The organism is Mesorhizobium sp. M0904 (genome assembly GCF_040319475.1).
Taxonomy (GTDB): domain Bacteria; phylum Pseudomonadota; class Alphaproteobacteria; order Rhizobiales; family Rhizobiaceae; genus Mesorhizobium.
In genome coordinates, this window is record NZ_JAMYOC010000002.1 from 40,531 (window position 1) to 63,364 (window position 22,834).

Consider the following 22,834-nt stretch of genomic DNA (forward strand, 5'->3'; position numbering starts at 1 on the left):
CGCGCCAATTGACCATCCTCGCCAACATCATTTGCACCGCGGCCGGGGGGTTCGCACATGCCGACGCTTTATGCGCTGAAACCGGCCTTCCAGGCCAGGCTGCGGCCGCTTGCCGACGGCCTGGCCAAGGCCGGCGTCACCGCCAACCAGATCACACTGCTGGCCGCTGCCCTCTCGCTCGCTGCCGGCCTTGCGGTGGCAGCCCTTGCAGGCCGCCGCGCGGTCTTTCTGCTGATGCCGCTCGTGCTGTCTACGCGAATGGCGCTAAACGCCATTGACGGCATGCTCGCAAGGGAACATGGCCAGGCCTCGACGCTCGGCATGTATCTCAACGAGCTTTGTGATGTCGTCTCCGATCTCGCTTTGATCCTGGCCTTTACTGTCATTTTTCCTGCCTGGGGCGTCGTTGCATTCGCTATCGCGGCTGTGATCGCGGAATTCGCCGGCGTGCTCGGCATCGCGGCCGGAGCTGGGCGCAACTATGCCGGCCCGTTCGGCAAAAGCGACCGGGCGCTGGCGCTTGGCATCCTCGCGGTGCTTATCGCGTCCGGCCTGTGGGTCCCGGCGCTCACGCCGCTCGTGTTTCCGGCCATGGCTACACTCTCGCTGGCGACCGCCATCAACCGGATACGCAGCGGCCTTAACGGGAGCGGTAGCTGAATTCCGGTCTCGCCAGGGAGAACAACATGCTTCACCAACAGACGGTTGCCGCGGTGGCTTCAGTCAATATCGAACGGGTGGCGCAGGAGCGCAGCTTCAAGAGCCACGATGGCACAGAGATCTTCTATCGCTATTGGCCGGCGCTGTCGGAAAACCGCAAGGGCGCCATCCTGCTGTTCCACCGCGGCCACGAGCATGGCGGCCGTATGGCGCATCTGGTCGACGAGTTCCAGATGCCCGACCACGCCTTCTATGCGTGGGACGCACGCGGCAATGGCCGCTCCGCCGGCGAACGCGGCTATGCGCCGTCGTTTGCCGCGCTGGTGCGCGACATCGATTGTTTTGTGCGCGAGATCGACAGCGACGGCTTTGCCCGGCGCGACATCGCGCTGATCGCGCAATCCTTCGGCGCCGTGCTTGCCGCCGCCTGGGTGCACGATTACGCGCCCGACATTCGCGCCCTGGTGCTGGCCTCGCCAGCCTTCTCGGTCAAGCTCTACGTGCCCTTCGCCAAGCGAGGCATTGCATTGTGGCAGAAGCTGAAGGGCCGCTTCTTCGTGAATTCCTACGTCAAGGCGAAATTCCTGACGCATGACCCCGAGCGTATCGCCTCCTTCGACGCCGACCCGCTGATCACCCGGCCGATCGCCTCCAACATCCTGGTCGAGCTCTACGGCCATGCCGCGCGCATCGTCGCCGACGCCCGCGCCATCACCGTGCCGACACAGCTTCTGATCTCCGGCAGTGACTGGGTGGTGCGGCATGAACCGCAGCACGAGTTTTTCGTCAATCTGGCGAGCCCGGCCAAGGAGCGGCATGTGCTGCCCGGCTTCTTCCACGACACGCTGGGCGAGCGCGACCGCCACAAGGCACTCGACCTGATCAGGCCTTTCCTTGAAAAGCAATTCGCGGCGTCGGAAAAGCCAATCGACCTGACCGAGGCCGACCGCGCCGGCTACACGCGCGACGAGGCCGACCGGCTTACCTCGCCGCTGCCGCTGCTGTCGCTATGGGGCCTCTACTGGGCAATGAGCCGCGCTTCGATCCGCATGGGCGCCTGGCTGTCGTCCGGTATGAAGACGGGGATTGTCACCGGCTTCGATTCGGGCTCGACGCTCGACTATGTCTACGAGAACGAGGCGCGGGGCATCAGCCCCATCGGCCGCATGATCGACCGCACCTTTCTCGATGCCATCGGCTGGCGCGGCATCCGCCAGCGCAAGCTGCATCTGGAAGAACTGATCGGCAGCGCCGCCGCCTCGCTCAAGGCCGCCGGCCGGCCGGTCCATATCGTCGATGTCGCCGCCGGCCATGGCCGCTACGTGCTCGATGCCGTGCAGAAATGCGCCGAGCCGCCGGCAAGCGTACGGCTGCAGGATTTCTCCGAGCTCAACGTCTCGCTCGGCCGCAAGCTGATCGCCGAGCGCCAGCTGCCGGCGAGCGTCACTTTCCATCAAGGTGACGCCTTCGACGCCACGATGCTGGCCGGGCTCGACCCGGCGCCGGATCTCGCCATCGTCTCGGGGCTCTACGAGTTGTTTTCCGACAATGCCGTGATCGCCCGCTCGCTCGGTGGACTGGCCAGCGCCATGCAGCCGGGAAGCCTGCTCGTCTATACCAACCAGCCCTGGCATCCGCAGCTCGAGATGATCGCGCGCAGCCTGACCTCGCATCGCGGCGGCCAGGCCTGGGTGATGCGCCGCCGCACGCAGGCCGAGATGGACCAGCTGGTGGCGGCCGCCGGCTTCGAGAAGCTCGACCAGCGCATCGACCAGTGGGGCATCTTCACCGTTTCGGTCGCGCGGCGCGTCTGAACATGGACTTGCCTGCCTCTGCCTTACCTCGCGATGCCCCTGCCCTTCCGGCCTTGCCGCGTGAGCGGTATCCCGGGATCGTCCTGCGCGCCGCATTGTGGCTGGCATTTCTGGCGCCGTTCTTCTACGCCACCTACGGCTTCGCCAATTGGCTGGCGTCGCGGCGCGACGATGTCGGCAGCATCGTCTTCGGCTGGGAGCATGGCATCCCGTTCCTTGCCTGGACGATCGTGCCCTACTGGTCGATCAACCTGTTCTATGGCTTGTCGTTGCTGTTGAACAATTCGAAGAGCGGCGTCGACCGCCTTGCCGGCCGCTATCTGACGGCGCAGCTCGTCGCCGTCGCCTGCTTCATCCTGTTCCCGCTGACTGCGACCTTCGTGCGCCCGCAGACGAGCGGCCTGCCCGGCTTCATGTTCGCCGTGCTCGGCGGCTTCGACAAACCCTTCAACCAGGCGCCGTCGCTGCATATCGCGCTGCTGGTCATCATCTGGGACCATTGGCGTTACAGATTGACCGGCATCGCCGGCTTCGCCTGGCATGTCTGGTGTTTCCTGATCGGCGCCTCGGTGCTGACGACGTGGCAGCACCATTTCATCGACATTCCGACCGGCGCGCTGCTCGGCCTTTTCGCCCTGTGGCTGTTTCCGCGCGACAGCGAGCTGCCGTTCACCGGCTTCCGCCTGAGCGCTGACCCGAAGGCGCGGCGGTTGGCGCTGTTCTATGCGCTCGGCGCAAGCCTTGCACTGACCGGCGCCGCTGCCGGCGCGTTGGTCTCGGCGCTGTGGCTCATCCTGTTGTGGCCGGCACTGGCGCTGGCCATAGTCGCTTTCGCCTATGCCGGCGCCGGCGCCAAAATGTTCCAGAAAACAGCCGATGGCCGCGTGTCGCTGGCCAGCCGTCTACTGCTTTGGCCCTACCGCCTTGGCGCCAAGGCCAATGTGTGGGCATGGACGCGAAAGCTTCCGGCGCATATCGTCGTTGCCGACGGTGTTTCCCTTGGCCGTTTTCCGACCGCCGCCGAAGCCGACCCTTTCGGCACGGTGATCGACCTTGCCGGCGAACTGGAAAGGCCGCGTGGCGCCTCGATCCGCTGGGTCAGCCTGCCCATGGTCGACCTTTTGCCGCCGTCTCGCGAGGCGCGTGCGCAAGCGGTGGCGGCGATCGGGGCGGCGCAGAACCAGGGCACGGTGCTGGTCTGCTGTGCGCTCGGCTTCCAACGCAGCGCCGCCGTGGTCGCCGAATGGCTGGTCGCCAGCGGCCGGGCCGCCACGCCCGATCAGGCGCGAGGCAAGCTCGCCGCCGCGGGCCGGCCGGTGCATCTTTGCACGGACGCACCGGCATGACCGCCTATCGTGACAGGGCCGAAGCGTTCGCTGCCGGGCTGATGGTGCAGGTGGCATGGCCGCTGCTGCTGATTGCTGCTGCCTTGCTGGCGGCGCCGGTCATCGGCCTGGCGGTTGCGCCGCAAACATCGTCGCTGTCCGCGGTAGCCTGGCTGATCGCCGCCGCAAGTGCCATAGCCACAATCATTCTCTCGGCCCTGCTTTTGTTCGACGCGCTGCTGTTTCGGTTGATGGCCAGCCACGCCAGCGAGGCAGGCGGCGGCGCGGCGATCGACGACGTGCTGGCGCGCATGCGGCTGAAGTCCACTGCCGGCGGCCGCTCACTCGAGCAGCGGATGGCCGGCACGCGCCGCCTGCTCGCCAAGCAGCGTATCGCGTTCGGCCTGTTCGCGGCGGCCTCGGTCGTCGCGGCATTCTTTTGAGCCCGTCCATGACAAAGCTTCGCGTCAGCACCTATACCCTGCTGCAGACGGTGACCTCGGTCGGCCTGTCGGCGCTGGCCTGGGCGGTCACCGGCGTGCGGCCGATCTGGAACGGCAGCCAGCCATCGGACCGGCAGCGCATCTACTTCGCCAACCATGCCAGCCACGGCGATTTCATCCTGCTGTCGGCCTGCCTCAGCGAGAAGGAACGCGCCCGTACCCATGCGGTGGCGGCCGCCGATTATTGGGGCAAGACGCGGCTGCGCCGTTTCATTGCCGAGGACATGCTGTCTTCCGTGCTGATCCACCGGCAGTGGACGGATGAAACGCAGCACCCGATCTCGATCATGCTGTCGGTGCTTGACCAGGGCCATTCGCTGATCCTGTTTCCCGAAGGCACGCGCAACATGACCGACGAACCGCTCCTGCCGTTCCGCTCCGGCCTCTACAATCTGTCGATGGCGCGACCCGATGTCGAGCTCATCCCGTGCTGGATCGAGAACATGTCGCGGGTGCTGCCCAAGGGGCAATTTGTGCCGGTGCCGCTGCTCTGCCGCGTCGTCTTCGGCGCGCCGATCGCCATTCAACCGGGTGAGGAACGCCGCGCCTTTCTCGACCGCGCCCGCGAAACGCTGCTGGCGCTGAACCCCCGGCCGGAGCGAGACGATTGAGGACCAAGGCAAAATGCTGCCGATGATGCACGAAACCCTCATTCTGATTGTCGGCCTGCTGGCGGTGCTGATCAGCGCCAGCGTCGTCGCCGGCGTCTTGTCGTGGCGCGCGCCAAAGCCGTTGTCGCCGACGCTGGTCAACCTCACCCAGCGCATCAATGCCTGGTGGGTGATGGTGGTGGCGATCACCGTTGCCTTCTTCTTCGGCCGCCCCGGCATGACCATCCTGTTCGCGCTGATTTCCTTCGCCGCGCTGCGCGAATTTGTAACGCTGACCCACAGCCGCCGCAGCGACCACTGGGTGCTGCTCGGCATGTTCGGCATCGTCATCCCTTTCCAGTACTGGCTGGTGTGGACCGCCTGGTATGGCATGTTCACCATCTTCATCCCGGTCTACTGCTTCCTGCTGATGCCGGCGATCACCGCGCTGCACGGCGACACCGAGCGCTTTCTCGAGCGCGTCTCGGCGCAGCAATGGGCGGTCATGATTTCGGTCTACTGCGTCAGCCACGTGCCGGCGCTGCTGACGCTCGAGGTGCCTGGCTTCGAAGGCCGCAACCTGTTGCTGATCGCTTTCCTGATCATCACCGTGCAAGGCAGCGACGTGCTGCAGTATATCTTCGGCAAGCTGTTCGGCCGGCATCTCCTGGCGCCGACGGTCTCGCCGTCGAAGACCTGGGAGGGGCTGGTCGGCGGGCTGGCGGCATCGAGCCTGCTCGGCGTGCTGCTGTCGTTTCTGACGCCGTTTTCGCCGCTGCAGGCAGCCGGCGTCGCCTTCATCGCCTGCCTGATGGGCTTCCTCGGCGGGCTGGTCGCCTCCGCCATCAAGCGCGATCAGGGCGTCAAGGACTGGGGCCATCTGATCGAAGGCCATGGCGGCATGATGGACCGTGCCGACAGCCTGGTCTTCGCCGCCCCGGTCTTCTTCCATACGGTGCGCTATTTCTGGACTGTATGAAGGTTGGCGCCGTTTGCCGCGGCGGACGGTTCAGCGCGACCTTGCGAAGGTAACCTGATCCGTTTCGTTATTACCACTTTCGCGAAAGCGATAATAACCCCGACCTGCCGCCGTCGTTGGCCGCGCTCATTTTGCCGCGGCGAGCGGCTCTTTCTTGCGCGCCGGCGTCAGGCGGCGCATGCGGCGTTTGGCGGTGGCCTTCAGCGCCACCGGCGGAGCGCTGGACAACGCGCCGATCACCGCGCCGACCATGCCGTGTGCGACGAAATCGGCGTTGATCTCATTGGCCAATCTGGCGTCTGCCTCCTGGTTGTCGCTTTCGGGCTCCGACCACAATACGACGCCCACCCGCAACCTTGGTTTGGCGCGTTTCAGCCGACGGACCAGGAACCGGCCGTGCTTGACGGAATCGCGGTTCAAAAATCCGACGACGACGGTATCGACGGCGTCGAGTTCAAGGCGGCGAATGCTTCCCGCTTCCAGATCGGCGAAGCTCGCCCTCAACACCGTAGCTCCCTGGACTTCGAGCACCTGCGCCAGCATGCCGGCAGCGGCATCGTCGAGTTCGCCGCGCCCTCCGGCGCACAGCACCGACATGCCCGTGCCATCCGGCAGTTCGGTGTCGTCCTCGTCCTCCCTCTGAATCTGCTTGTCCTCGCGTACGCCATTGTCCTCGGCCGCGGCCGTATCGTCCGCTTCCGCCTCCTCCTGCGCGCTGTCGTCGAGGTTCGCCACCATCGTCAGCGCGCTGCCGGCGACCTGCTGTCTTTGCTCATCGCTCAACACACCACGCACACGGTCCTGCTCGCCGAGCAGAAGTGCGGGAATCGCGACCTTGTCGTAGAACTCGACCAGATAGTTTTCCTCAAGCATCTCCTCGGCATGGTCTGTCGCTTCCTCGGGGTCGCCGGCCAGCAGCCGCTGGTAAAGCCGGGCGTGCGGTTCGAGCACGGGTTCGTTGCCGAACAGAACGTCGAGGAATTCGAACTGCGGCACATGGCGGCCGAGCACGACGAGGCAGACCGTGAGCGGCGTCGACAGAACCAGGCCCAATGGACCCCAGAGCCAGGTCCAGAAGATCGCCGCAACGATGATGGCCAATGGCGACAGCCCGGTGCGCGAGCCGTAGAGCCAGGGTTCGATCACGTTGCCGGTGATCAGTTCCACGACCACGAAAAGCCCGGCGGTCCATAGCACGAGCGACCAGCCGGGCGCCACGGCCAGCGCCAGGAACAGAGGCAGCAGCGTCGCGATGACCGGGCCGATATAGGGAACGAAGCGCAGCGCCAGCGCCAGCAAGCCCCACAGCAATGGATTGGGTATGCCCAGAACCCAAAGTCCGAACGTAATCGGTACGGCATAGACGATGTTCACGACCAATTGCATGAGCAGGTAGCGGCCGACCCGCTTGCCGGCATCCTGCAGCGCCTCGGTGGTTCGATGCAGATCGCCGTAGCCGACGAGACGTATGAAACGATCGCGCAGGTCTTCCCGCTCGAGCAGCATGAATATGACGACCACGACGATCAGCCCGGCCGATGCCAGCGGGCTCAGCAGCGGGCCGATCAGATTCTGGAGAACCTCGAGCGGTCGTTCGCGCGCGACGATTTCGACCGGGATCGGCTCCCGCGGAGGCTGATCGGCGGCGGGTTGCACAGGTCCGGGTCTGTCGAGTTCCTGGCCGACGCGTTCGATCACCCGGCTCAATCTGGAAACGATACCGCCGCCGACGCCGGTGTCCTTGAGGGACCGGACCTTGGTCAGGATATTAGCCTGGTAAAGCGGGATGTTCTGCGCCAGTTCACTAACCTGCGTGGCGACGATGAAGGAGAACAGCGCCAGCACCGTGAATGCGCCGAGCACGCTCGCGATCACGGCAGGAAGACGCGGAATGCCGGCGCGCTTGAGTGCCGACACCATCGGTACAAGCGCAAAGGTAAGCAGCAGGGCGATTGCGATCGGCAGAAAGACCTCGCGCCCGAAATAGAGCGCCGCGACGGCCGTCACGACCGACGCTACGCTGGGCAACGATGTGTGCGGAAGCGCCCTGGCAGCGGCAACAATACCCGCCCGCCGGGGCTCCGCCAGGTGCGCGCCGTTTCGACGATTTGCCGCCACTTTATACCTCCGCCCCGCCGTCGTCATGATCGGGCATATTGAGCCGGCGTGCAACGTCGCAGCGCCTCCCCCAACTGGACACCGATTGCCTGGACCTTCGTTGGCTTTGTCGGGCTTCAGATCGGCAGCGCGGCTATTCAGTCACGGTAGAATTTTTTGCATAAATGGCGTCACGGGCAATCCTGTTCCATGTCTGCGCCAGAACGCGGAACTTTTGGGTCAAAACACCGTTCCTTCGTAGATCGCTGATGGACAACCTCAAAGCAGCAGCTCAGGAGGAATGATCATGAACATCAAGATGCTTTGCATGGGCGCGATGGCGCTTTCGATGATGACCGGCGCAGCGCTCGCCGCCGGTGCCACTGGCACTTCGGCGCTCGACGATCCGCAGAAAATGTCACCCTTCTTCACCGACGCCGGCATGAAGAGCATGAAGTCGGAAGCCGAATTCAAGACCGCATGGATGGCCATGTCCACGAGCGACCGGGCCATGGTGTTGAAGGAATGCAGCGACGCCGGCATTGCCAAGACGCATGCCGACTTCTGCAAGATGGCCAACCAGCTCGGTAACAAGTGACCGCCGGCTTCTTGCCGATTGCAATAACGGACCAAGCGAAAGGCGGGCAGGTCCGCCATTGTGCGACCTTCCAGTCTGCACCGGCGGGCGTTCAGCCATTTGATGTCGCTACGCCGGAATGTCCGCGCAATGAAGGCCACGGCTTTTGTTCGATTGCCGTGGCGCCATCGGCATTGCCTGGTCGGAACGCATGTCGCGGAGTGGCAATGCCACCCCGAGCGGTCCCGTCTGCTCGCAGCCCGCCGGTTAGCCTCCGCATGGCATTGCCGGCACCGGCAATCCAGGCGAGATCGCATGCAGCACCAGGCAGGTGAAGGGCCTGGTGCTGAAGACCGAGTTTTTGAAAAAGGCCTGATCGCCTCGGCACCCTTCGCTTCCATATCAATCGCCTCATGACTGAACCGCCAATGTGAGCGAATCGCCCATGCGACGAGTGGGAGGAGCCTGTCCCCTCGCCCTATGTTGCACTGCGTTAGATTTGTTGCATTGCAATATCGGCGCATCGGGTCGAGCCTCTGCGAGGTGGGCATTCCTTGCACGAGGTGATTGTGTCGGCATCATTTCGGCCTGACATCGAAGGGCTGCGCGCACTGGCGGTGGCGGGTGTCATCGCCTTCCATTTTGGTCTCTCCGGCCTGCCCGGCGGCTTTGCTGGCGTCGACATCTTCTTCGTCATCTCCGGCTACCTGATTACAAAACACCTGGTTACGGAAATAACCGAAACCGGGCGGCTGAACCTCTGGCGCTTCTACGCCCGGCGCGTCCGGCGCCTGCTGCCGGCGGCACTGTTCGTCATTCTCGCCACGCTGTTTGCTGGTTACTTCATCCTGTCGCCGGAGGAACAGGCGCTCTATTCGAAAGGCGCTATGTTCGCCTCCGCCTACATGATCAACCTCTGGCTGATCCGCTGGTCGTTCGACTATTTCGCCGCCGACGCCACCAACAACCCCTTCATCCACTTCTGGTCGCTGTCGGTCGAAGAACAATTCTATTTGGCATGGCCGGCGCTGCTTTTGATGGCCGCATGGCTGCGCCCGGGCAAGCGCACCGCTATAATCGTCATTGGCCTCGCCGGCCTAGCCTCCTTCGCCGCCTGCGCCTGGCTGACGGAAGTGTCGCAGCCCTGGGCCTTCTACTTCTCGCCGCTCAGGGCCTGGGAATTCGCCGCCGGCGGGCTCGCGACCATGGCGCCGGCAAAGATCTGGCGCGACCGGCCGCTGCTCGCCACGCTCCAGGCATGCCTCGGTCTGGTGCTGATTGCCTGGGCCTATCTGATGCTGGACGAAGACTCACCGTTTCCCGGGGTGAATGCGCTGGCGCCTGTCGCCGGCACCGTGCTGCTGCTGCTCAGCGGCAGCGGCGGCCGCAATCTGCCGAGCGCAGTGCTGGCGCTGCCGCCCATGCAATGGCTGGGCCGGCTGTCGTATTCGCTCTATCTCTGGCACTGGCCAGTCATCGTCTACGCGGCAATGGTGGTTCCCAACCTGTCCATCCTGGACCGCTTTGCCTGCGCGGCGCTGACGCTGCTTCTGTCGATGTTCACCTATCATTTCGTCGAGAACCCGATCCGCCGCAATGGCTGGCTGATGGCCGGAGCAGCGCGGGCGCTGGTGCCCGCCGTCGCGCTGACCGGCGCCGGCGTGGTGGCGGCCTATGGCAATGCGCGCTTTGCCGAGCACAATCTCAGCCCCGAACAGCACGTCATCGCCGACAGCGCCGCCCAACTCTCCACCGTGCGCGCGACCAATGGCGGCTGCGTGCTCGATTTCGAGACCGTCAAGCCGAAGCCCTGCATGTTCGGCCGCAAGGATGCCCAACGCTCGGTCGTGCTGTTCGGCGACTCGCATGCCGACCATTGGTCGACGCCGCTGATCAAGGCGGCCGAGAAGAACAATTTTCGCGTCGTCACCTTTCTCAAATCCTCCTGCCGGGCTTCGCGGGTGACGACCTGGAACTGGCGGCTGAAGCGCGACTACACCGAATGCGACCAGTGGCGCGAGCAGTCGGTCAAGGACATCATCGCGCTGCACCCGCAAGTGGTGGTGATTTCGGAATTCTCGATCGGCAATGTGATGAAGGAATCGCCCGAGGAGTTGAAGCACGCCGATTGGCAAGCGCAGTGGCGGACGGGCCTCACCTGGACGCTTCAGGCCTTCAGCCAGGCCGGCATCAAGGTCGCGGTCATCAGGGACGTTCCCTACAATGCAAGCTACGCCGACAAATGCGTGGCGCGCGCGCTGTGGCGGGGCCAGACGCCCGCGACATGCGACACGCCGAGGATCATGGCGGCAAACGACGACATCGCCACAGTCGAGCGCGACATCGTGCGCTCGACGCCGAACGCCACTTACATCGACATGACCGACCGGTTTTGCGACCAGACCACCTGCCACGTCTTCATCGACGGCAAACTAGCCTTCCGCGACCGCCACCACCTGGCAACGCCCTTCGCCGAAACGCTGGAGCCGGCGGTGGAACGGGCGCTGTTTTCGAATGTGATGGCGGCGGCTGTGAAGTAACAGTGCGGGATCTTGTCGGATCACGACCGACCAGCCCTTGGCGAGCAACCCACGCCAGGTCAGCTAAGGATGAGACCAGCCAGTAAAACGGTAAGGATAAGCGACAGCGGAACTGCAAGAAGGCAGCACAGCTCGAAAGTATTGGCTCGCCAAGAAGTCATTGGTCGCTTTTCCATGTTGGCCTCCTCCCTCAACGGCCAGACCGGGACGGCGGTTCCTAGATGGTGCTCATCCCCACCACTCATCATGCAATTGGCGCAGTTCGTTCCGCTTCCTGGTCATCCATCGTGCACGCGCCAAATGTGTCGCCCACGCCCGGAAAGCCCTCTCCGGCTCCCGCTCCGGATCAATATGCAGAACGATGCGGGCGACCTCACGCCAATCGGTCCCTTCCGCCGAAGCGTCGAGCAGCCGGATATAAGTAAGCATGCGATCTTCGTCATAACCGGTCAGAACCGAAGACGTCGGCGCTGCGTTCGCGATATGAAGGTTTGGCGGCTTTAGCATTGCGACCTACCAGCACTGGCGCACCGTAGCAGCCTATGAAGAAGCCGGCGCCCTTTGATCGGAGGATGCGGATCGAGATTCGCCTCGACGGTCGACAAATGCGGGCCTCGGGCGGTGGTTCCACGCCCAGCAGGGCTCACGCCTCACCCATCGCGATCGGGTGGACGCAATCTATGTATTTTACTATGTATTTCAGTGGAACCTAATTTAGTCGGCGCAATTATGCGTGCGTGAGAAAGCGTGAAATCCAGACCGTCACTGAAAGCCGGCTATCGCGGGATCAGTTGGCCGATGATCCAGTGATTGCAGTCGATTTGACCGAACGGATATTGCAGGCGGCCGACAACGACAGGATAGTCTGCCTCGTCGTGGCAACGGAGCAGCTGGAAGCCGACCGCATCGAGAAAGCGGAGCCTCAGGAGACCAGGATTGCCGCTAGTTTCGTCCGGGACTTTGAGGTGATGCTGCTTGTTCTTTATGCGGCCTACGCCCTCGCTGTGCTGGGTGCGACCGCTTTCGTTTTGCTGGAACTGGGGCATGTCCTATAGATCGGCAAGGTGACGGGACTGGCACCGCCCGATTGTCGCTGTTTTGACGGGACACCGGGATACATACGGCGCGGACCACAACCGGCTCGAGGCTTGCGTCGACGGCCACCCTGCCGCACAGCCAGAGGCATTTTCGCCCACGCGGCGCTAATTGGGGCTCTCAGTTGGGGGCATCTTGCTAATTTGTGGAACGAGCCTGCCCCTCGCGGGTTTTTCTATTAGAGGGACGTTAATGAAGGAGGTAGCTATGAAGAAGCTCCTGCTTGCCTCGGTGATCGCCATCGCCTCGGCGGCTTCCGTGATTGGCCCGGCCAATGCCGGCGGCAGCGTCACGATCGGCATCGGCAACGGCTATGACGACGACTATTATTATCGCCACCATCGGTATTCCGATTACGACGATGAGTACGTCCCCCGTTACCGCTATGATGTCTATAACGAGGACTACGCGCCGCGCTACCGGTACCGGTACCACCGGCGCTGCCATACCGAAGTCATCAGGCACTGGCGTCATCACCACCGGATCATCGAAAGAATCCGTGTCTGCCGTCGTTGACGGATCGATCCGGCCGGTAGTGCCGGCCGGATCGGCGGGGCTCCTCATCTCGGCTTGCGCATCAGCATCATGCCGTAATGCACGGCCAATATGTCGAGCCCGATCTTGAGTAGTTTCACCACCACGTCGCGCGGTTCGCCCGCCTGTTCGGCCAGGCTCTTGACCGTTGCGTCGGCACAGCAGACCTTTTGCACGATGCCGGCGATCTCCCAATGGACAAGCGCCCTGGTGGCCTCGGCATGGTCGCGGCCGGCGGACAGGATGTGTTCTGCGACGCCGCTGCCGGTGCGGCCGCCGTCGACACGCTCGGCCCAAGCCATCGGCTTGGCGGTTGCCTCCGACGAACTGCGGAAATCCTGGCGGTAGCGCATCCCCGCCTCGCGCTGCTGGCGCGACAGCGAGGTGAGGCCGCTCAGCGGGTCGACATTGCGCACCCGCACGATGCCGCCGGTCGCAGTGTGGCCGTCATTGGAGACCTCATAGAGGCGCGCCGCCTCCTGTGTTCCTTTGGCCAGCCGCTTGCGGCCGAACCTGTCGTCTTTCAGCGCGAAATCATGGCCGATCTCCTTCCGGATGCGCACCTGCTCGGCCTCGCCCTTCGGCAATCGCGTCGGCCTGGCTTTGGTCTTCTGGGCGATTTTGCTGCTCATCGGCTCGGTCCTCCTGGTTTTTTGTCGTCGGGCTCTGGCGAATTTCCGTCATCCACTGGGCTCAAATCGTTTCGGCCGGCAGCGTGCGCAGGAAGCGCGCCGCGTGATAGGCGCAGTAACTTTTCGAAGGCTTTGTGCGCAGCCCGCAGCACAGCATGTCCAAACCGGGGCGACTGCCGGTGGCATCGTTTTCGGCATCGTCCTGCAGCGTCGTGTCGAGCGGCGCGCGGCAACGGTCGAAAAGGCAATCGATGAAGCGCATGGCGGCGAAATGTGGCTGGCGGCCGCCGGCGGCGATCGGGCGCGGCGCCGGCATTTCGAGCCGCTCGCCATCGGACCCGGTGATCCGAGCCGGACCCGGCTGCCAGGCCGGCGGCGCCAGCCTGGCCGACAGCCTGGCCGACAGCCTGGCGGGGCGGCAGCGTGGCTCGGCCTTCGGATCGGCCTCCGCTTGGCTTGCGGCATTTGATGGCTCAGGCGCCGAATCTCCGAGCCGGCCGCCCGAGCGTCCGCCACACCGGCCCTTGGATCTGGCAAGGCCGATGGTGCGCAAACGGGCGGTGCGGTGGACGATGCCGATGATGGCCGCGCGCGAGGCCGGGCGGCCGCCCAGCGCGGTCAACCGGGTGGCGATCTTCGCGGCCGACAGCCCGCTCATCAATAAGTTCTCGATTTGTTCCAATTCAGAGGCGGAATAGCGGGCGGCCATGATGTTTTATTCCCTGCAAGGGTGGTTGTGTGTGCGGCGCCGGCTTCGCCCGCCTCAGGCTGGAAAGGCGGTCAGCCTTCTCGTGGTCTGCTGCGGTCGAGCTTCATCTCGGTCGCCTGCCTTGTTGCGCCGGACACTGCCTTGCCCGTCCGCTTGTCGAAGGCGATGACCGTGCCATCTTCGGTACGGATCCAGGAAACCGCGGCATCCGCGTTGCCGGTCGACGGGTAATTCGTGGCCGGAGCCGTGAGGGGAACGGCTCCGGCCGTTCCGGCCGCTTGCGCTGCCGGAACCGAGGCGCGAGCCTCGGGCATCGTCCCGGCCGGGGAGGAGGACAGCCGCGACGAAGGGGAAAGGGTTGGCACATGCATGGCCTTGGCGATCGTTTGCGCTACCGCCTCCAGGCCAGCGCCGCCGGCGCGCTGAACGGCGGATTTAAGGACCGAAAGCTGGTGAAGCGACTTGTGCATGCCCTCATAAGAGCATAACTCAAATCATATTGCAAGCGATTCTTGCATAGACGAAACCGAATCTTATGTCTCAGATGGGAGCCATGGCGAAAACTGCACTGTCGATCAAGGTCGGAGCGGCGATCCGCCGGGCGCGCAAGCAGCGCGGCCTGGTGATGCGTCACATTGCCGAGCACAACGACACCGACGTCGCTGCCGTCGGCAATTGGGAGACCGGGCGCAACCTGCCCAAGACCGAGAACCTTTTGAAGACCGCCGCCTTCCTGCGCGTCGACCCGGTGGCGCTCGGCAAGGGCGAGGTCGTCTTCCTCGAAGATGCCGGGCCGGTTGCCGATGCGGAGATCGTCACCGATCCCGGCCCCCTGCCCGCCGGGCCGATGGATATCCAGCTTCTCGGCACCGCCGTCGGCGGCGACGATGGCGACTTCACCTTCAACGGCCAGCCGGCCGGCTATGTCCAGCGGCCGCCGGGGATCCGGCATCTGCGCAACGTGTTTGCGCTGCACGTGCTGAGCGATTCGATGGTGCCGCGCTACGAGCCCGGCGAGATGATCTATTGTGGCGGCCGCGACGCCGTGCCCGGCGATCATGTGGTGATCGAGACGCTGCCCGAGGAGAACGAGCAAAACGGCAAGGCCTTCATCAAGAAGCTGGTCAAGCGCACCGCCGCCGAGTTGATCGTCGAACAGTACAATCCGCCCAAGACCCTGACCTTCAACCGCTATGCCATCAAGAACGTCTTCCGCGTCATCCCGCTCAAGGAACTGCTGGGGTATTGACGGACCGCTTTCCCTTCTCCCCTTGTGGGAGAAGGTGGATCGGCGCACAGCGCCGAGCCGGATGAGGGCTGGAAGAAACTCGGCGTCAAAAATACGGAACGATTTTTAGAGCCTTACGTCTTCCTAGTAGCGATCCGTCCAACACCCCTCATCCGACCGAGCTTCGCTCGGCCACCTTCTCCCACAAGGGGAGAAGGAAGTTCCCCCCTCAAGCCCGCCTCGACTGCTCCGGCTCTCGACCGTTGAGCAGGCGCGCCTCGGCGCGCACCCGTTGCCGGTCGTCGATGAAGGCGGCCTGGATCGAAACGGCGGCGCCCGGCAGGCCATCGGCACGGCAGGCCTTGCAGATGAGGCGCCCCGAAAGTGCTGATAGCGGTGTCTCCGGCCTCACCCCATGCCGCTTGAGCTCGGCCGGCTTCCACCACCTGTTACGGCCGCAATCGATGCACTCGACGGCAATCGAGACGACATCGGCGATCGTCGCTTCCTTGCCCGCTAATGCCATAGTCCATCCCCATTGTTCCTGCTTTGTTCCATATCATTATCGGTTTTCGGGGCGGAGTCGAGTCGGTTCCGCTTACATCAGAGTTAAAGTTTCGCTTGTTCGATTATTTGAGTTATGCTTATATATCATGCGGACTGGACTCGGCGCGAGCCACGGAACCGCAGCCGGCCGGCAGCAAGGGAGCGACGATGAACCCAGCCCAGTTCGCCCATGCCTGCGGCTATAGCGGCGACAGCCCGGCCATGCTTGCCGCTTTCGCGGCCATCCGCCAGGACGGCATCCGCAAGGCACGCCAGGGCCATCGCCAGCGCAAGGCGGCGATTGACCAGATGAAGCCGAGCCGCGTTCTGTTCCTGGCGGCGATCCGCCCGGCGCAGACAGCCGAGGAGGCACTCGAGGACGCCGCCCGCTTCCTGTCGATGTTCCGCAACATGCCGCGCTGGCGGCAGGAAAGGCGCGCCGCCGACCTCGCCCGTGCCAGACAGCAGCGCCTCTTCGCCCGCTTCTTCCGCCGCTACGGCCAGCGCCTCTGGGCGTTTGAGACCGCCTGAAGGCGCGGACCTCCCTTGCGGGTCAAAACGGATATTGCGAACGCCAAATCTACGCCGTATGTCCAGGCGATGAGCGAGATCGAATTCCGTGCCGCGCAGGCGCCCGACCTGCCGGCGATCGTTGCAATGCTTGCCGACGATGTGCTCGGTGCAGACCGGGAAGACCCATCCACGCCGCTTGCGCCACCCTATCTCGATGCCTTCAGCGCAATCGATGCCGATCCCAACCAGTTGCTGGCCGTGGCTGTCGAGGCCGGGCAAGTGGTCGGGACCCTGCAACTCACCTTCCTTCCGGGTATCTCCAGGAAGGGTGCCTGGCGCGGCCAGATCGAAGGCGTTCGCGTCGCCCGGCAATGGCGCTCGCGCGGCGTCGGCAAACTGATGGTCGAATGGGCGATTGAAACGTGCCGTTCGCGCAATTGCAGCTTCGTCCAACTCACCACGGACAAAGGTCGACGGGAGGCGCACGATTTTTACGAGCGCCTCGGTTTCACCGCCAGTCATCTCGGCTACAAGATGGCGCTGTAGGTTGCGGCGGCGGCCTCCGCGCTGCTTGACAATTCACCCGCAATGTTCTCTTTATGTTCCTATCATAACGCGAGACAATGCGGCGTTCGAGTGGCCGCGGGCGAACGGGCCGGATGGAAGCCAACATCCTCCACGCGGATCTGGATGCCTTCTATGCCTCGGTCGAACAATTGCTCGACCCGGCCTTGCGCGGCAAGCCGATTGCCGTCGGCGGCGGGGTCGTGCTTGCCGCATCCTATGAAGCCAAGGCGTTCGGCGTGCGCGGCGGTATGCCGGGACGGCGGGCGCGGGAACTCTGCCCGCAACTCATTTTCGTCGGCGGCCATTTCAAGGACTATCAGCGGCTGGGCGATGCGGCAATCAAGGTGCTCGGCGACTTCACGCCGGTGGTCGAGCGGATTTCGATCGACGAGGCCTTTGCCGACGTCGCCGGCTGCACCCACCTCTTCGGCTCGCCGGCTGAGATCGCCGGCAAGATACGCCGCCGCGTGCGGGCCGAGCTCGGCTTGCCGATCTCGGTCGGCGTGGCCCGCACCAAGCATCTGGCCAAGATCGCCTCACAGGTCGCAAAGCCGGACGGGCTGGTGGTGGTCGATCCGCGCCACGAGCTGGAGTTCCTGCACCACCTGCCGGTCGAGCTGATGTGGGGTGTCGGCCCGGTCACCAGGGAGCGGCTGGCCGGTATCGGCGTCGACACCATCGGCGAGTTGGCGAAGACCAACAGTGGTGCGCTGGAGCGCCTGCTCGGGCCGGCGGCGGGAGAGAAACTGAATGCGCTGGCGTGGAACCGCGATCCGCGCAAGCTTGAGACGCAGCGCCGGGCGCGCTCGGCCGGCGCGCAATCGGCGCTCGGCCGAAAACCGGCCGACGAGCAGGTCTTCGTCCCCGCCCTGCTGCATCTGGCCGACAGGGTCGCCACAAGGCTGCGGGCGAAATCCCGGCCCGGCCGCACGGTGACGGTTCGCGTCCGCTTTGCCGATTTGCGCTCGGTGACGCGCTCGATCACGCTCGATCAGCCGATATCGGCAACCGCCATGCTGGCCGAGATCGCCGAGGCGCTGGTCCGCAAGGTGCTCATCGATCATCCGCACGAAAAGACCATCTCGCTGCTGGCGATCGCCGTATCGCATCTGGAGCAGCATGCCGGCCTGCAACTGGAACTGCCGCTCGGGCTCGACGACGACCGCCGCCGCCCCGGTACCCGGAAGGGCGCGGCGCGCTGGACCGCTGATCGCGCCATCGACAAGATCCGCGACCGCTTCGGCTGGGAGGCGGTCGGCTACGCCTCGGTCGCGCTCGGACTACAGCGGTCGGTTCCCGACGCATTTCGGGAGCTGGCCGAGAAGGAATTGTGAGTTGCGCGGCGGCGGCGAAAAAAAGAAGAATTATCCGACAGGAGCCAGGGGCGATACGGCCGGCCCGTTCAAAGCCGTGCCGTCGACGGCAAAATGCGAGCCGTGGCAGGGGCAGTCCCAGCAGCGTTCCAATGAGTTCCAATGGACATGGCAACCGACATGAGTACATGCGGCCGAGCGCTTGTGGAGCGTGCCGTCCTCATCGCGAAAAGCCGCGACTTTGGTAAGCCCTTCGCGCACGATAGCGCCCTCTCCCGGCCGCAGCTTATCGGCGGAATCGATTTCGCCAGGCGCGACATACTCGGCAAAACTCCTGATCGCTGTCGCATTCTCCACCAAATAGTCGCCGATCGCGCGTGCCGTCTTGCGGGAGGGTTCGTAAAGTTCCCGCCAAGGGCTTTCCCCCTTCAGGATCAGGTCGGAAACCAATTGGCCGGCAACAACCCCATGGGTGATGCCCTGACCGGAATCGCCGGTGACCACGAAGACATGCCGGTTGCCGGGATTGCGGCCGATGAACCCGGCATGGTCGACAGTCTCCATCACCTGCCCGGACCATCGATTGGTTTCCGCGCCGATATCGGGCACCAATTTTTTGATCCAGTCCGCCAGGGCCGCGAAGCGGTTGTCGGCATCGTCGGCCTGCCCTGTCTTGTGGTCCTCACCACCGACGATCAGAAAGTCGGTTTTGCCTTCACCAGGCTGCAGGCGAACGTAGTGATAGGGATCCAGCGTGTCCCAATAGAGTGCATCCGGCAAAACGTCGCGCGCGATCTCGAACGACATCGCGTAGGTCCGATACGGCGCTTGCTTGGTGTGGAGCGCGACCCGATCGTTGATCGGCGAATTAGTGGCGACAACGGCCGATCTGGCAGACACGGTAAAGCCCGAGACCGTGCTTACGCGGACGCCGCCGTCGGTCTCCGCGACCTTGTCGACGATGGTCTCCGCATAAAGCATGCCGCCGCGCGCGCGAATGCCCGCAGCCAGCCCGCGGAGATATTTGAGGGGGTGAAATGTCGCCTGATTGGCGTAGCGAAGGACGGGCGTATCCGAAAAGCCTGCAAACGACACGCCTGCGGTTTTCTCGACGTCGACACCAATCTTCAGAGCGGCGCCCAGTTCGCGCTCGATGACGGATTCCCTTCTGCCTGACGCCGGAAACAGAAAGCCGTCGAGGCGGCGGAAATCACACGCGATACCCTCTGCTTCCTGGATCGATTGGACACGGTCGATAGCCGCCGACTGGCTTTGGTAGTAAATCCGCGCCAGTTCCTCGCCGCGCAATTTGATCAGTTCCGAAAAATAGTCGTCGCAGATCGATGACAGATGCGCGGTGGTGCGTGCCGTCATGCCCCTTCCGATCCGGCCGCGATCGAGCACCGCCACCTTTTGTCCGGCGACGGCCAGTTCGTAGGCGACCGACAGTCCGGCAATGCCAGATCCGACGACCACGACATCGACCTGTTCACTCCGCTCGAGCGGAACCGCCTCAGGCGCGACTTCGGTTGCCGCCCAAAGCGATACAGTCCTTTCATCGCTGACATTCATTGGCGGAGCCCTTCATACCCGACATTCGGATAAACGGACGCCAGGATTCAAAGTTCCTCGACGCCTGAATGCCTGCGTAAGCTTGACGTCACCGCCGGTCCGCCCCGACGCGTTGTGAGCCGGCCTGGCTGGGCGGTGCGATGCACTTTGCGTCAGGAGGGATCGTTTCCTGCAAATGCGACATTCGAGGCAGCCCTGGTCGTCAGACCAAAGCGTTGCGCCGCCCCAGGCGACCAGGGCGATGCCGGCCGCCCGACCAACCCACTGGCCGGCAGGAAACACCGGTTCGACGAGAACCTACGAAGGTCCCGAAATGACCCAGAAGCGGGCGTTCGGCAGCGATCCGAGCAGCAACGATTTGGCAGGACCGAAAATCGGCATGGAATGTCAATCATCATCATGTCCCGTCCAAGTTGTGGACACGTCCTTCTCAAAGGCGCACTCTTGGCATGCGAAACGCGAGCCAGAGTTTCGTCCAACGCTTCACATGCCTGACTTGCGTCGGTGATTGTCTGAGCCATCCGGATACTTCCGAATGGGCAGACTTCACATTGTGTCGCCTATCCGTGATCAGGCTACGGCCTAAGGCACGTTGCAGCCCGTTCCGGATCAACTGGGAGGTAAACAACATGCCTGATTTTCAGCGCAGAGAACTTCTTGTTCAAGGAAGCGCGGCTCTTGCCGCAATTGCTGCTCTCTATACCTCGCGTCGGGCTTACGCTTTTCCAACACGGCCGAGCGAGGAAGTTATTCCATGGCTGGATCAGCCGACCGAAAATCCCGATCCGGTAGGTATCCAGAAACAGCTTGTCTGGGAGGATTTGGATAGCTGGATAACGCCAAACGACAAGTTCTTCAGCATCTCGCATTTCAACCGACCAACGATCGACGAGAAGACATGGTCGATGGAGATCGGAGGCCTGGTCAAGAAGCCCTTAAAATTGACGCTCGCCGACATCAGGGCACGACCGCGGCAGGAGGTCGTTTTCACAGTGGAATGCTCGGGCAACCACGGGTTTCCCTTCTTCACCGGCGGCATCGGCAATGCCCGCTGGGCTGGGACGCCGCTCGCCCCGATCCTCGAGGAAGCCGGCGTTCTGGAGAAGGGCATCGAGGTCGTCTTTTTCGGTACTGACAAAGGCGAGGTCGCAATACGCGACGTCAAGATGCAGCAGAACTTCGCTCGCAGCATGTCGCTCGCCGACGCGATGAACCCCGATAATCTCCTCTGCTATGAAATGAATGGAGCCGTCTTGCCGGCGCCCAATGGCTTCCCGGTACGGCTCATTGCGCCAGGCTGGTACGGGATCGCCAACGTCAAGTGGCTAAAGCGCATCGAGGTTCGCGATACGCGGTTCATGAGCCTTCTGATGGCCCGTGACTATGTCACCATCCGGGAGGAGGACCACAACGGCGAGACCGTATGGGCCGAGACGTCAGTCGGGCGAGCGCTGATAAAGTCCGCGCCTGCGAAGGTTACCCGGAAAGACTCGGATTACCGCATCGTTGGCGCAGCCTGGGGGGCGCCGATCGACCGGGTCGAAGTTCAAATCGACCAGGGGCCTTGGGCACCAGCGACCATTGACCACAGTGAGGAGGCAGAGCACGCCTGGAAAATTTGGTCCCTGGCTTGGGCAAATCCCTCTCCTGGAGAACACACGGTGACCTCGCGCGCGGTCAGCACCACGGGACAAATTCAACCGGCGATGGACGATCCCTTGATTGCCAAGAAACACACATACTGGGAGAGCAATGGCCAGGTGACGCGCCGCGTGCGTGTCGGCTAGAGCATTTTGCAGCCAAATGGAATCATTTTGCGTCCGCATAAATGCGGCAAAACAAATAGTTAGAGCGGGTTACCGGTTCCAGGAGAGCCGGAACCGCTCTAAGAACTTGCGGCCATGTGGCAATTGCGTTTGGGTCAACCAGGAAGAGGCTGCCTGATCCGAAAGCTGGCGCCGCTCTATATCGAGCATGACGGCTGTGGGCCGTAGATCCTCTTCGCGACGATACCGCTCCCCGAAATCGGAAGCGGAACCCTTCAGCTTGGTGACCGAGGCGATGGCAGACTTGTCCGGTGGCGCAACCTTGGCCCCGTCGCCTCCGCGCGCCATCGCGGCAAGCCCCTCACCGCTCTATCGTACTGATCTCCGCATCGGGCAAGCACCAGGGTGCGTAGCGGAAATCGCGGATCTGGATGACCTCCTCGCCCGCCCATTCGACCAGCATGAAGCCGCGCACGGCGCCGTCCGGGTCCCCAGGGTTGCGGATGAGGATCGCCGGCCGGCCGTCGACAAAGCCCAGCGACAGCGCCCAATCGGTCGCGCGGTCGTAATTGCCGAAATAGGTCGACACCTCGGCCTTGCCGCGCAGGCGGACGCGGTTGACGACATCGAGCCGGACGTCCTCGGCGATCAGAGCCCTGACCGCGTCGAAGTCGCGGGCATTGAACAGGTCGACATAGCGCCGCAGCCGGCGCTCGTCATCGGCGTCGAGCCTCGGCGCGAGCGCCTGCTCGGGCTGCAGCGCCAGCAGCTTGAGCTGGGCCCGCCCGCGATGCAGCGCGGCCTTGGTGGCGGCGAGCGTCGCGCCGGTGACTTCGCAGGTCTCGTGCAGGCTGAGGCCGAGCACGTCGACCAGGATCACGGCGCTGCGCTGCGGCACCGAAAGCTGCATGAAGGAGCGCAGGCCGGTCTGGGCGGCGAGCCGGCTGTCGGCGCTACCGGAGGGGTCCTCGATGACGCTCATGTCGGCCTCGGTCATGCGCGACCTTTCCCGATTGCGCCGCCGCAGATGATCCTGCGCGGCATTGTGGGCGATGCGAAACAGCCATTGCTCCGGCCGTTCGACCATCGCGCCGCCGTCGATCGCCTGCAGCGCCTTGATCAGCACCTCTTGGACGATATCCTCGCCGTCGATCACCGAGCCGGCCATGCGCGCGCAGTAGCGATGCAGCCTTGGCCGCAACCCGACGAGCATCGCCTCCAAAGTCGCCCTGTTCATTTTCGGCGTAGCGTCCCATTTCTGCGCGAGCGGCATG

The 22,834-nt window shown here is 63.8% G+C and carries 24 protein-coding genes and 1 pseudogene; 16 read left to right on the forward strand and 9 right to left on the reverse strand.

Going from position 1 to position 22,834, the window contains the following annotated elements; genetic code table 11:
- Nucleotides 1-57: 57 nt before the first annotated feature.
- The 6 genes from NKH80_RS02655 to NKH80_RS02680 are packed head-to-tail and all read left to right on the forward strand — an operon-like array spanning nt 58 to nt 5,871.
- A complete protein-coding gene (locus NKH80_RS02655) occupies nt 58-660 on the forward strand; it encodes a CDP-alcohol phosphatidyltransferase family protein (protein ID WP_352989428.1) in 603 nt (200 codons plus the stop codon).
- 26 nt (nt 661-686) lie between these two features.
- The gene (locus NKH80_RS02660) at nt 687-2,474 is read left to right on the forward strand and encodes a bifunctional alpha/beta hydrolase/class I SAM-dependent methyltransferase (protein WP_352989431.1); all 1,788 of its coding nucleotides are present in this window, start codon (nt 687-689) and stop codon (nt 2,472-2,474) included.
- 2 nt (nt 2,475-2,476) lie between these two features.
- The gene (locus NKH80_RS02665) at nt 2,477-3,820 is read left to right on the forward strand and encodes a phosphatase PAP2/dual specificity phosphatase family protein (protein WP_352989434.1); all 1,344 of its coding nucleotides are present in this window, start codon (nt 2,477-2,479) and stop codon (nt 3,818-3,820) included.
- Complete coding sequence (locus NKH80_RS02670) at nt 3,817-4,242, forward strand: hypothetical protein (RefSeq protein WP_352740996.1); 426 nt, start codon at nt 3,817-3,819, stop codon at nt 4,240-4,242. The genes NKH80_RS02665 and NKH80_RS02670 overlap by 4 nt, the downstream gene beginning before the upstream one ends.
- Nucleotides 4,243-4,250: 8 nt before the next feature.
- Nucleotides 4,251-4,913 (forward strand): lysophospholipid acyltransferase family protein, encoded by a 663-nt coding sequence (locus NKH80_RS02675; protein WP_254819667.1) that lies wholly within the window; start codon nt 4,251-4,253, stop codon nt 4,911-4,913.
- Between the two features lie 22 nt (nt 4,914-4,935).
- Entirely contained in the window at nt 4,936-5,871 is a 936-nt protein-coding gene (locus tag NKH80_RS02680; RefSeq protein WP_352989437.1) for a phosphatidate cytidylyltransferase, read from the forward strand.
- 126 nt (nt 5,872-5,997) lie between these two features.
- On the opposite strand, the gene NKH80_RS02685 is transcribed toward NKH80_RS02680, so the two are convergent.
- Complete coding sequence (locus NKH80_RS02685) at nt 5,998-7,989, reverse strand: AI-2E family transporter (RefSeq protein WP_502900899.1); 1,992 nt, start codon at nt 7,987-7,989, stop codon at nt 5,998-6,000.
- A gap of 286 nt (nt 7,990-8,275) precedes the next feature.
- Between NKH80_RS02685 and NKH80_RS02690 the strand changes: the two genes are divergently transcribed.
- From NKH80_RS02690 to NKH80_RS02700, 3 genes and pseudogenes are all read left to right on the forward strand, one after another.
- On the forward strand, nt 8,276-8,566 hold the full coding sequence (locus NKH80_RS02690; protein ID WP_254819668.1) for a hypothetical protein: 291 nt from the start codon (nt 8,276-8,278) through the stop codon (nt 8,564-8,566).
- Between the two features lie 259 nt (nt 8,567-8,825).
- Nucleotides 8,826-8,921, forward strand: a pseudogene (locus tag NKH80_RS02695) (alkylphosphonate utilization protein); the annotation flags it as partial.
- 193 nt (nt 8,922-9,114) lie between these two features.
- Nucleotides 9,115-11,085, forward strand: coding sequence for an acyltransferase family protein (locus NKH80_RS02700; RefSeq protein WP_352989440.1), 1,971 nt, complete (start codon nt 9,115-9,117; stop codon nt 11,083-11,085).
- 228 nt (nt 11,086-11,313) lie between these two features.
- Here the strand turns inward: NKH80_RS02700 and NKH80_RS02705 are convergent, their stop codons facing one another.
- Nucleotides 11,314-11,592, reverse strand: a complete 279-nt coding sequence (locus NKH80_RS02705; RefSeq protein ID WP_352803380.1) for a DUF2285 domain-containing protein — start codon at nt 11,590-11,592, stop codon at nt 11,314-11,316.
- Between the two features lie 230 nt (nt 11,593-11,822).
- On the opposite strand from NKH80_RS02705, the gene NKH80_RS02710 reads away from it, so the two are divergent.
- Together NKH80_RS02710 and NKH80_RS02715 are read left to right on the forward strand one after the other, a co-directional pair.
- Nucleotides 11,823-12,140 (forward strand): hypothetical protein, encoded by a 318-nt coding sequence (locus NKH80_RS02710; RefSeq protein WP_352803383.1) that lies wholly within the window; start codon nt 11,823-11,825, stop codon nt 12,138-12,140.
- 247 nt (nt 12,141-12,387) lie between these two features.
- The gene (locus NKH80_RS02715; protein ID WP_292664589.1) at nt 12,388-12,696 is read left to right on the forward strand and encodes a hypothetical protein; all 309 of its coding nucleotides are present in this window, start codon (nt 12,388-12,390) and stop codon (nt 12,694-12,696) included.
- A gap of 44 nt (nt 12,697-12,740) precedes the next feature.
- On the opposite strand, the gene NKH80_RS02720 is transcribed toward NKH80_RS02715, so the two are convergent.
- The 3 genes from NKH80_RS02720 to NKH80_RS02730 form a co-directional block, all read right to left on the reverse strand.
- The gene (locus NKH80_RS02720) at nt 12,741-13,346 is read right to left on the reverse strand and encodes a DUF6456 domain-containing protein (RefSeq protein ID WP_352475566.1); all 606 of its coding nucleotides are present in this window, start codon (nt 13,344-13,346) and stop codon (nt 12,741-12,743) included.
- A gap of 61 nt (nt 13,347-13,407) precedes the next feature.
- A complete protein-coding gene (locus NKH80_RS02725) occupies nt 13,408-14,004 on the reverse strand; it encodes a GcrA cell cycle regulator (protein WP_352989443.1) in 597 nt (198 codons plus the stop codon).
- A gap of 122 nt (nt 14,005-14,126) precedes the next feature.
- Nucleotides 14,127-14,525, reverse strand: a complete 399-nt coding sequence (locus NKH80_RS02730) for a hypothetical protein (protein ID WP_352989446.1) — start codon at nt 14,523-14,525, stop codon at nt 14,127-14,129.
- A gap of 74 nt (nt 14,526-14,599) precedes the next feature.
- Here NKH80_RS02730 and NKH80_RS02735 point away from each other — a divergent pair, with 74 nt between their 5' ends.
- Entirely contained in the window at nt 14,600-15,304 is a 705-nt protein-coding gene (locus NKH80_RS02735) for an XRE family transcriptional regulator (RefSeq protein WP_352691796.1), read from the forward strand.
- A gap of 208 nt (nt 15,305-15,512) precedes the next feature.
- Here NKH80_RS02735 and NKH80_RS02740 read toward each other — a convergent pair whose 3' ends face one another.
- Nucleotides 15,513-15,809: a hypothetical protein gene (locus NKH80_RS02740; RefSeq protein ID WP_352507809.1), complete on the reverse strand. Its 297-nt coding sequence runs from the start codon at nt 15,807-15,809 to the stop codon at nt 15,513-15,515.
- A gap of 188 nt (nt 15,810-15,997) precedes the next feature.
- Here NKH80_RS02740 and NKH80_RS02745 point away from each other — a divergent pair, with 188 nt between their 5' ends.
- The 3 genes from NKH80_RS02745 to dinB all read left to right on the forward strand — a co-directional run bounded on the left by NKH80_RS02745 (nt 15,998) and on the right by dinB (nt 18,243).
- Nucleotides 15,998-16,360 (forward strand): hypothetical protein, encoded by a 363-nt coding sequence (locus NKH80_RS02745; protein WP_352989449.1) that lies wholly within the window; start codon nt 15,998-16,000, stop codon nt 16,358-16,360.
- Between the two features lie 69 nt (nt 16,361-16,429).
- A complete protein-coding gene (locus NKH80_RS02750; protein ID WP_352705706.1) occupies nt 16,430-16,888 on the forward strand; it encodes a GNAT family N-acetyltransferase in 459 nt (152 codons plus the stop codon).
- 113 nt (nt 16,889-17,001) lie between these two features.
- Nucleotides 17,002-18,243 carry a DNA polymerase IV gene (gene dinB, locus NKH80_RS02755; RefSeq protein ID WP_352705571.1) on the forward strand — a complete coding sequence of 414 codons (1,242 nt, stop codon included), beginning with the start codon at nt 17,002-17,004 and terminating at the stop codon, nt 18,241-18,243.
- Nucleotides 18,244-18,273: 30 nt separating this feature from the next.
- Here dinB and NKH80_RS02760 read toward each other — a convergent pair whose 3' ends face one another.
- Entirely contained in the window at nt 18,274-19,794 is a 1,521-nt protein-coding gene (locus NKH80_RS02760) for an FAD-dependent oxidoreductase (RefSeq protein WP_352989453.1), read from the reverse strand.
- A 629-nt stretch (nt 19,795-20,423) separates the two neighbouring features.
- On the opposite strand from NKH80_RS02760, the gene NKH80_RS02765 reads away from it, so the two are divergent.
- Nucleotides 20,424-21,581 (forward strand): sulfite oxidase, encoded by a 1,158-nt coding sequence (locus tag NKH80_RS02765; protein WP_352880082.1) that lies wholly within the window; start codon nt 20,424-20,426, stop codon nt 21,579-21,581.
- Between the two features lie 69 nt (nt 21,582-21,650).
- Here NKH80_RS02765 and NKH80_RS02770 read toward each other — a convergent pair whose 3' ends face one another.
- Nucleotides 21,651-21,908, reverse strand: coding sequence for a hypothetical protein (locus NKH80_RS02770; protein WP_352989456.1), 258 nt, complete (start codon nt 21,906-21,908; stop codon nt 21,651-21,653).
- A 13-nt stretch (nt 21,909-21,921) separates the two neighbouring features.
- Entirely contained in the window at nt 21,922-22,833 is a 912-nt protein-coding gene (locus NKH80_RS02775) for a sigma-70 family RNA polymerase sigma factor (RefSeq protein ID WP_352989459.1), read from the reverse strand.
- Nucleotide 22,834 lies beyond the last annotated feature (1 nt).

Coding starts and splice junctions, on each gene's coding strand:
- NKH80_RS02655 (WP_352989428.1), top strand. CDS start 58: ATGCCGACGCTTTATGCGCTGAAACCGGCCTTCCAGGCCAGGCTGCGG.
- NKH80_RS02660 (WP_352989431.1), top strand. CDS start 687: ATGCTTCACCAACAGACGGTTGCCGCGGTGGCTTCAGTCAATATCGAA.
- NKH80_RS02665 (WP_352989434.1), top strand. CDS start 2,477: ATGGACTTGCCTGCCTCTGCCTTACCTCGCGATGCCCCTGCCCTTCCG.
- NKH80_RS02670 (WP_352740996.1), top strand. CDS start 3,817: ATGACCGCCTATCGTGACAGGGCCGAAGCGTTCGCTGCCGGGCTGATG.
- NKH80_RS02675 (WP_254819667.1), top strand. CDS start 4,251: ATGACAAAGCTTCGCGTCAGCACCTATACCCTGCTGCAGACGGTGACC.
- NKH80_RS02680 (WP_352989437.1), top strand. CDS start 4,936: ATGATGCACGAAACCCTCATTCTGATTGTCGGCCTGCTGGCGGTGCTG.
- NKH80_RS02690 (WP_254819668.1), top strand. CDS start 8,276: ATGAACATCAAGATGCTTTGCATGGGCGCGATGGCGCTTTCGATGATG.
- NKH80_RS02705 (WP_352803380.1), bottom strand. CDS start 11,592: ATGCTAAAGCCGCCAAACCTTCATATCGCGAACGCAGCGCCGACGTCT.
- NKH80_RS02715 (WP_292664589.1), top strand. CDS start 12,388: ATGAAGAAGCTCCTGCTTGCCTCGGTGATCGCCATCGCCTCGGCGGCT.
- NKH80_RS02720 (WP_352475566.1), bottom strand. CDS start 13,346: ATGAGCAGCAAAATCGCCCAGAAGACCAAAGCCAGGCCGACGCGATTG.
- NKH80_RS02725 (WP_352989443.1), bottom strand. CDS start 14,004: ATGAGCGGGCTGTCGGCCGCGAAGATCGCCACCCGGTTGACCGCGCTG.
- NKH80_RS02730 (WP_352989446.1), bottom strand. CDS start 14,525: ATGCACAAGTCGCTTCACCAGCTTTCGGTCCTTAAATCCGCCGTTCAG.
- NKH80_RS02735 (WP_352691796.1), top strand. CDS start 14,600: ATGGGAGCCATGGCGAAAACTGCACTGTCGATCAAGGTCGGAGCGGCG.
- NKH80_RS02740 (WP_352507809.1), bottom strand. CDS start 15,809: ATGGCATTAGCGGGCAAGGAAGCGACGATCGCCGATGTCGTCTCGATT.
- NKH80_RS02745 (WP_352989449.1), top strand. CDS start 15,998: ATGAACCCAGCCCAGTTCGCCCATGCCTGCGGCTATAGCGGCGACAGC.
- NKH80_RS02750 (WP_352705706.1), top strand. CDS start 16,430: ATGAGCGAGATCGAATTCCGTGCCGCGCAGGCGCCCGACCTGCCGGCG.
- dinB (WP_352705571.1), top strand. CDS start 17,002: ATGGAAGCCAACATCCTCCACGCGGATCTGGATGCCTTCTATGCCTCG.
- NKH80_RS02760 (WP_352989453.1), bottom strand. CDS start 19,794: ATGAATGTCAGCGATGAAAGGACTGTATCGCTTTGGGCGGCAACCGAA.
- NKH80_RS02765 (WP_352880082.1), top strand. CDS start 20,424: ATGCCTGATTTTCAGCGCAGAGAACTTCTTGTTCAAGGAAGCGCGGCT.
- NKH80_RS02770 (WP_352989456.1), bottom strand. CDS start 21,908: ATGGCGCGCGGAGGCGACGGGGCCAAGGTTGCGCCACCGGACAAGTCT.
- NKH80_RS02775 (WP_352989459.1), bottom strand. CDS start 22,833: ATGCCGCTCGCGCAGAAATGGGACGCTACGCCGAAAATGAACAGGGCG.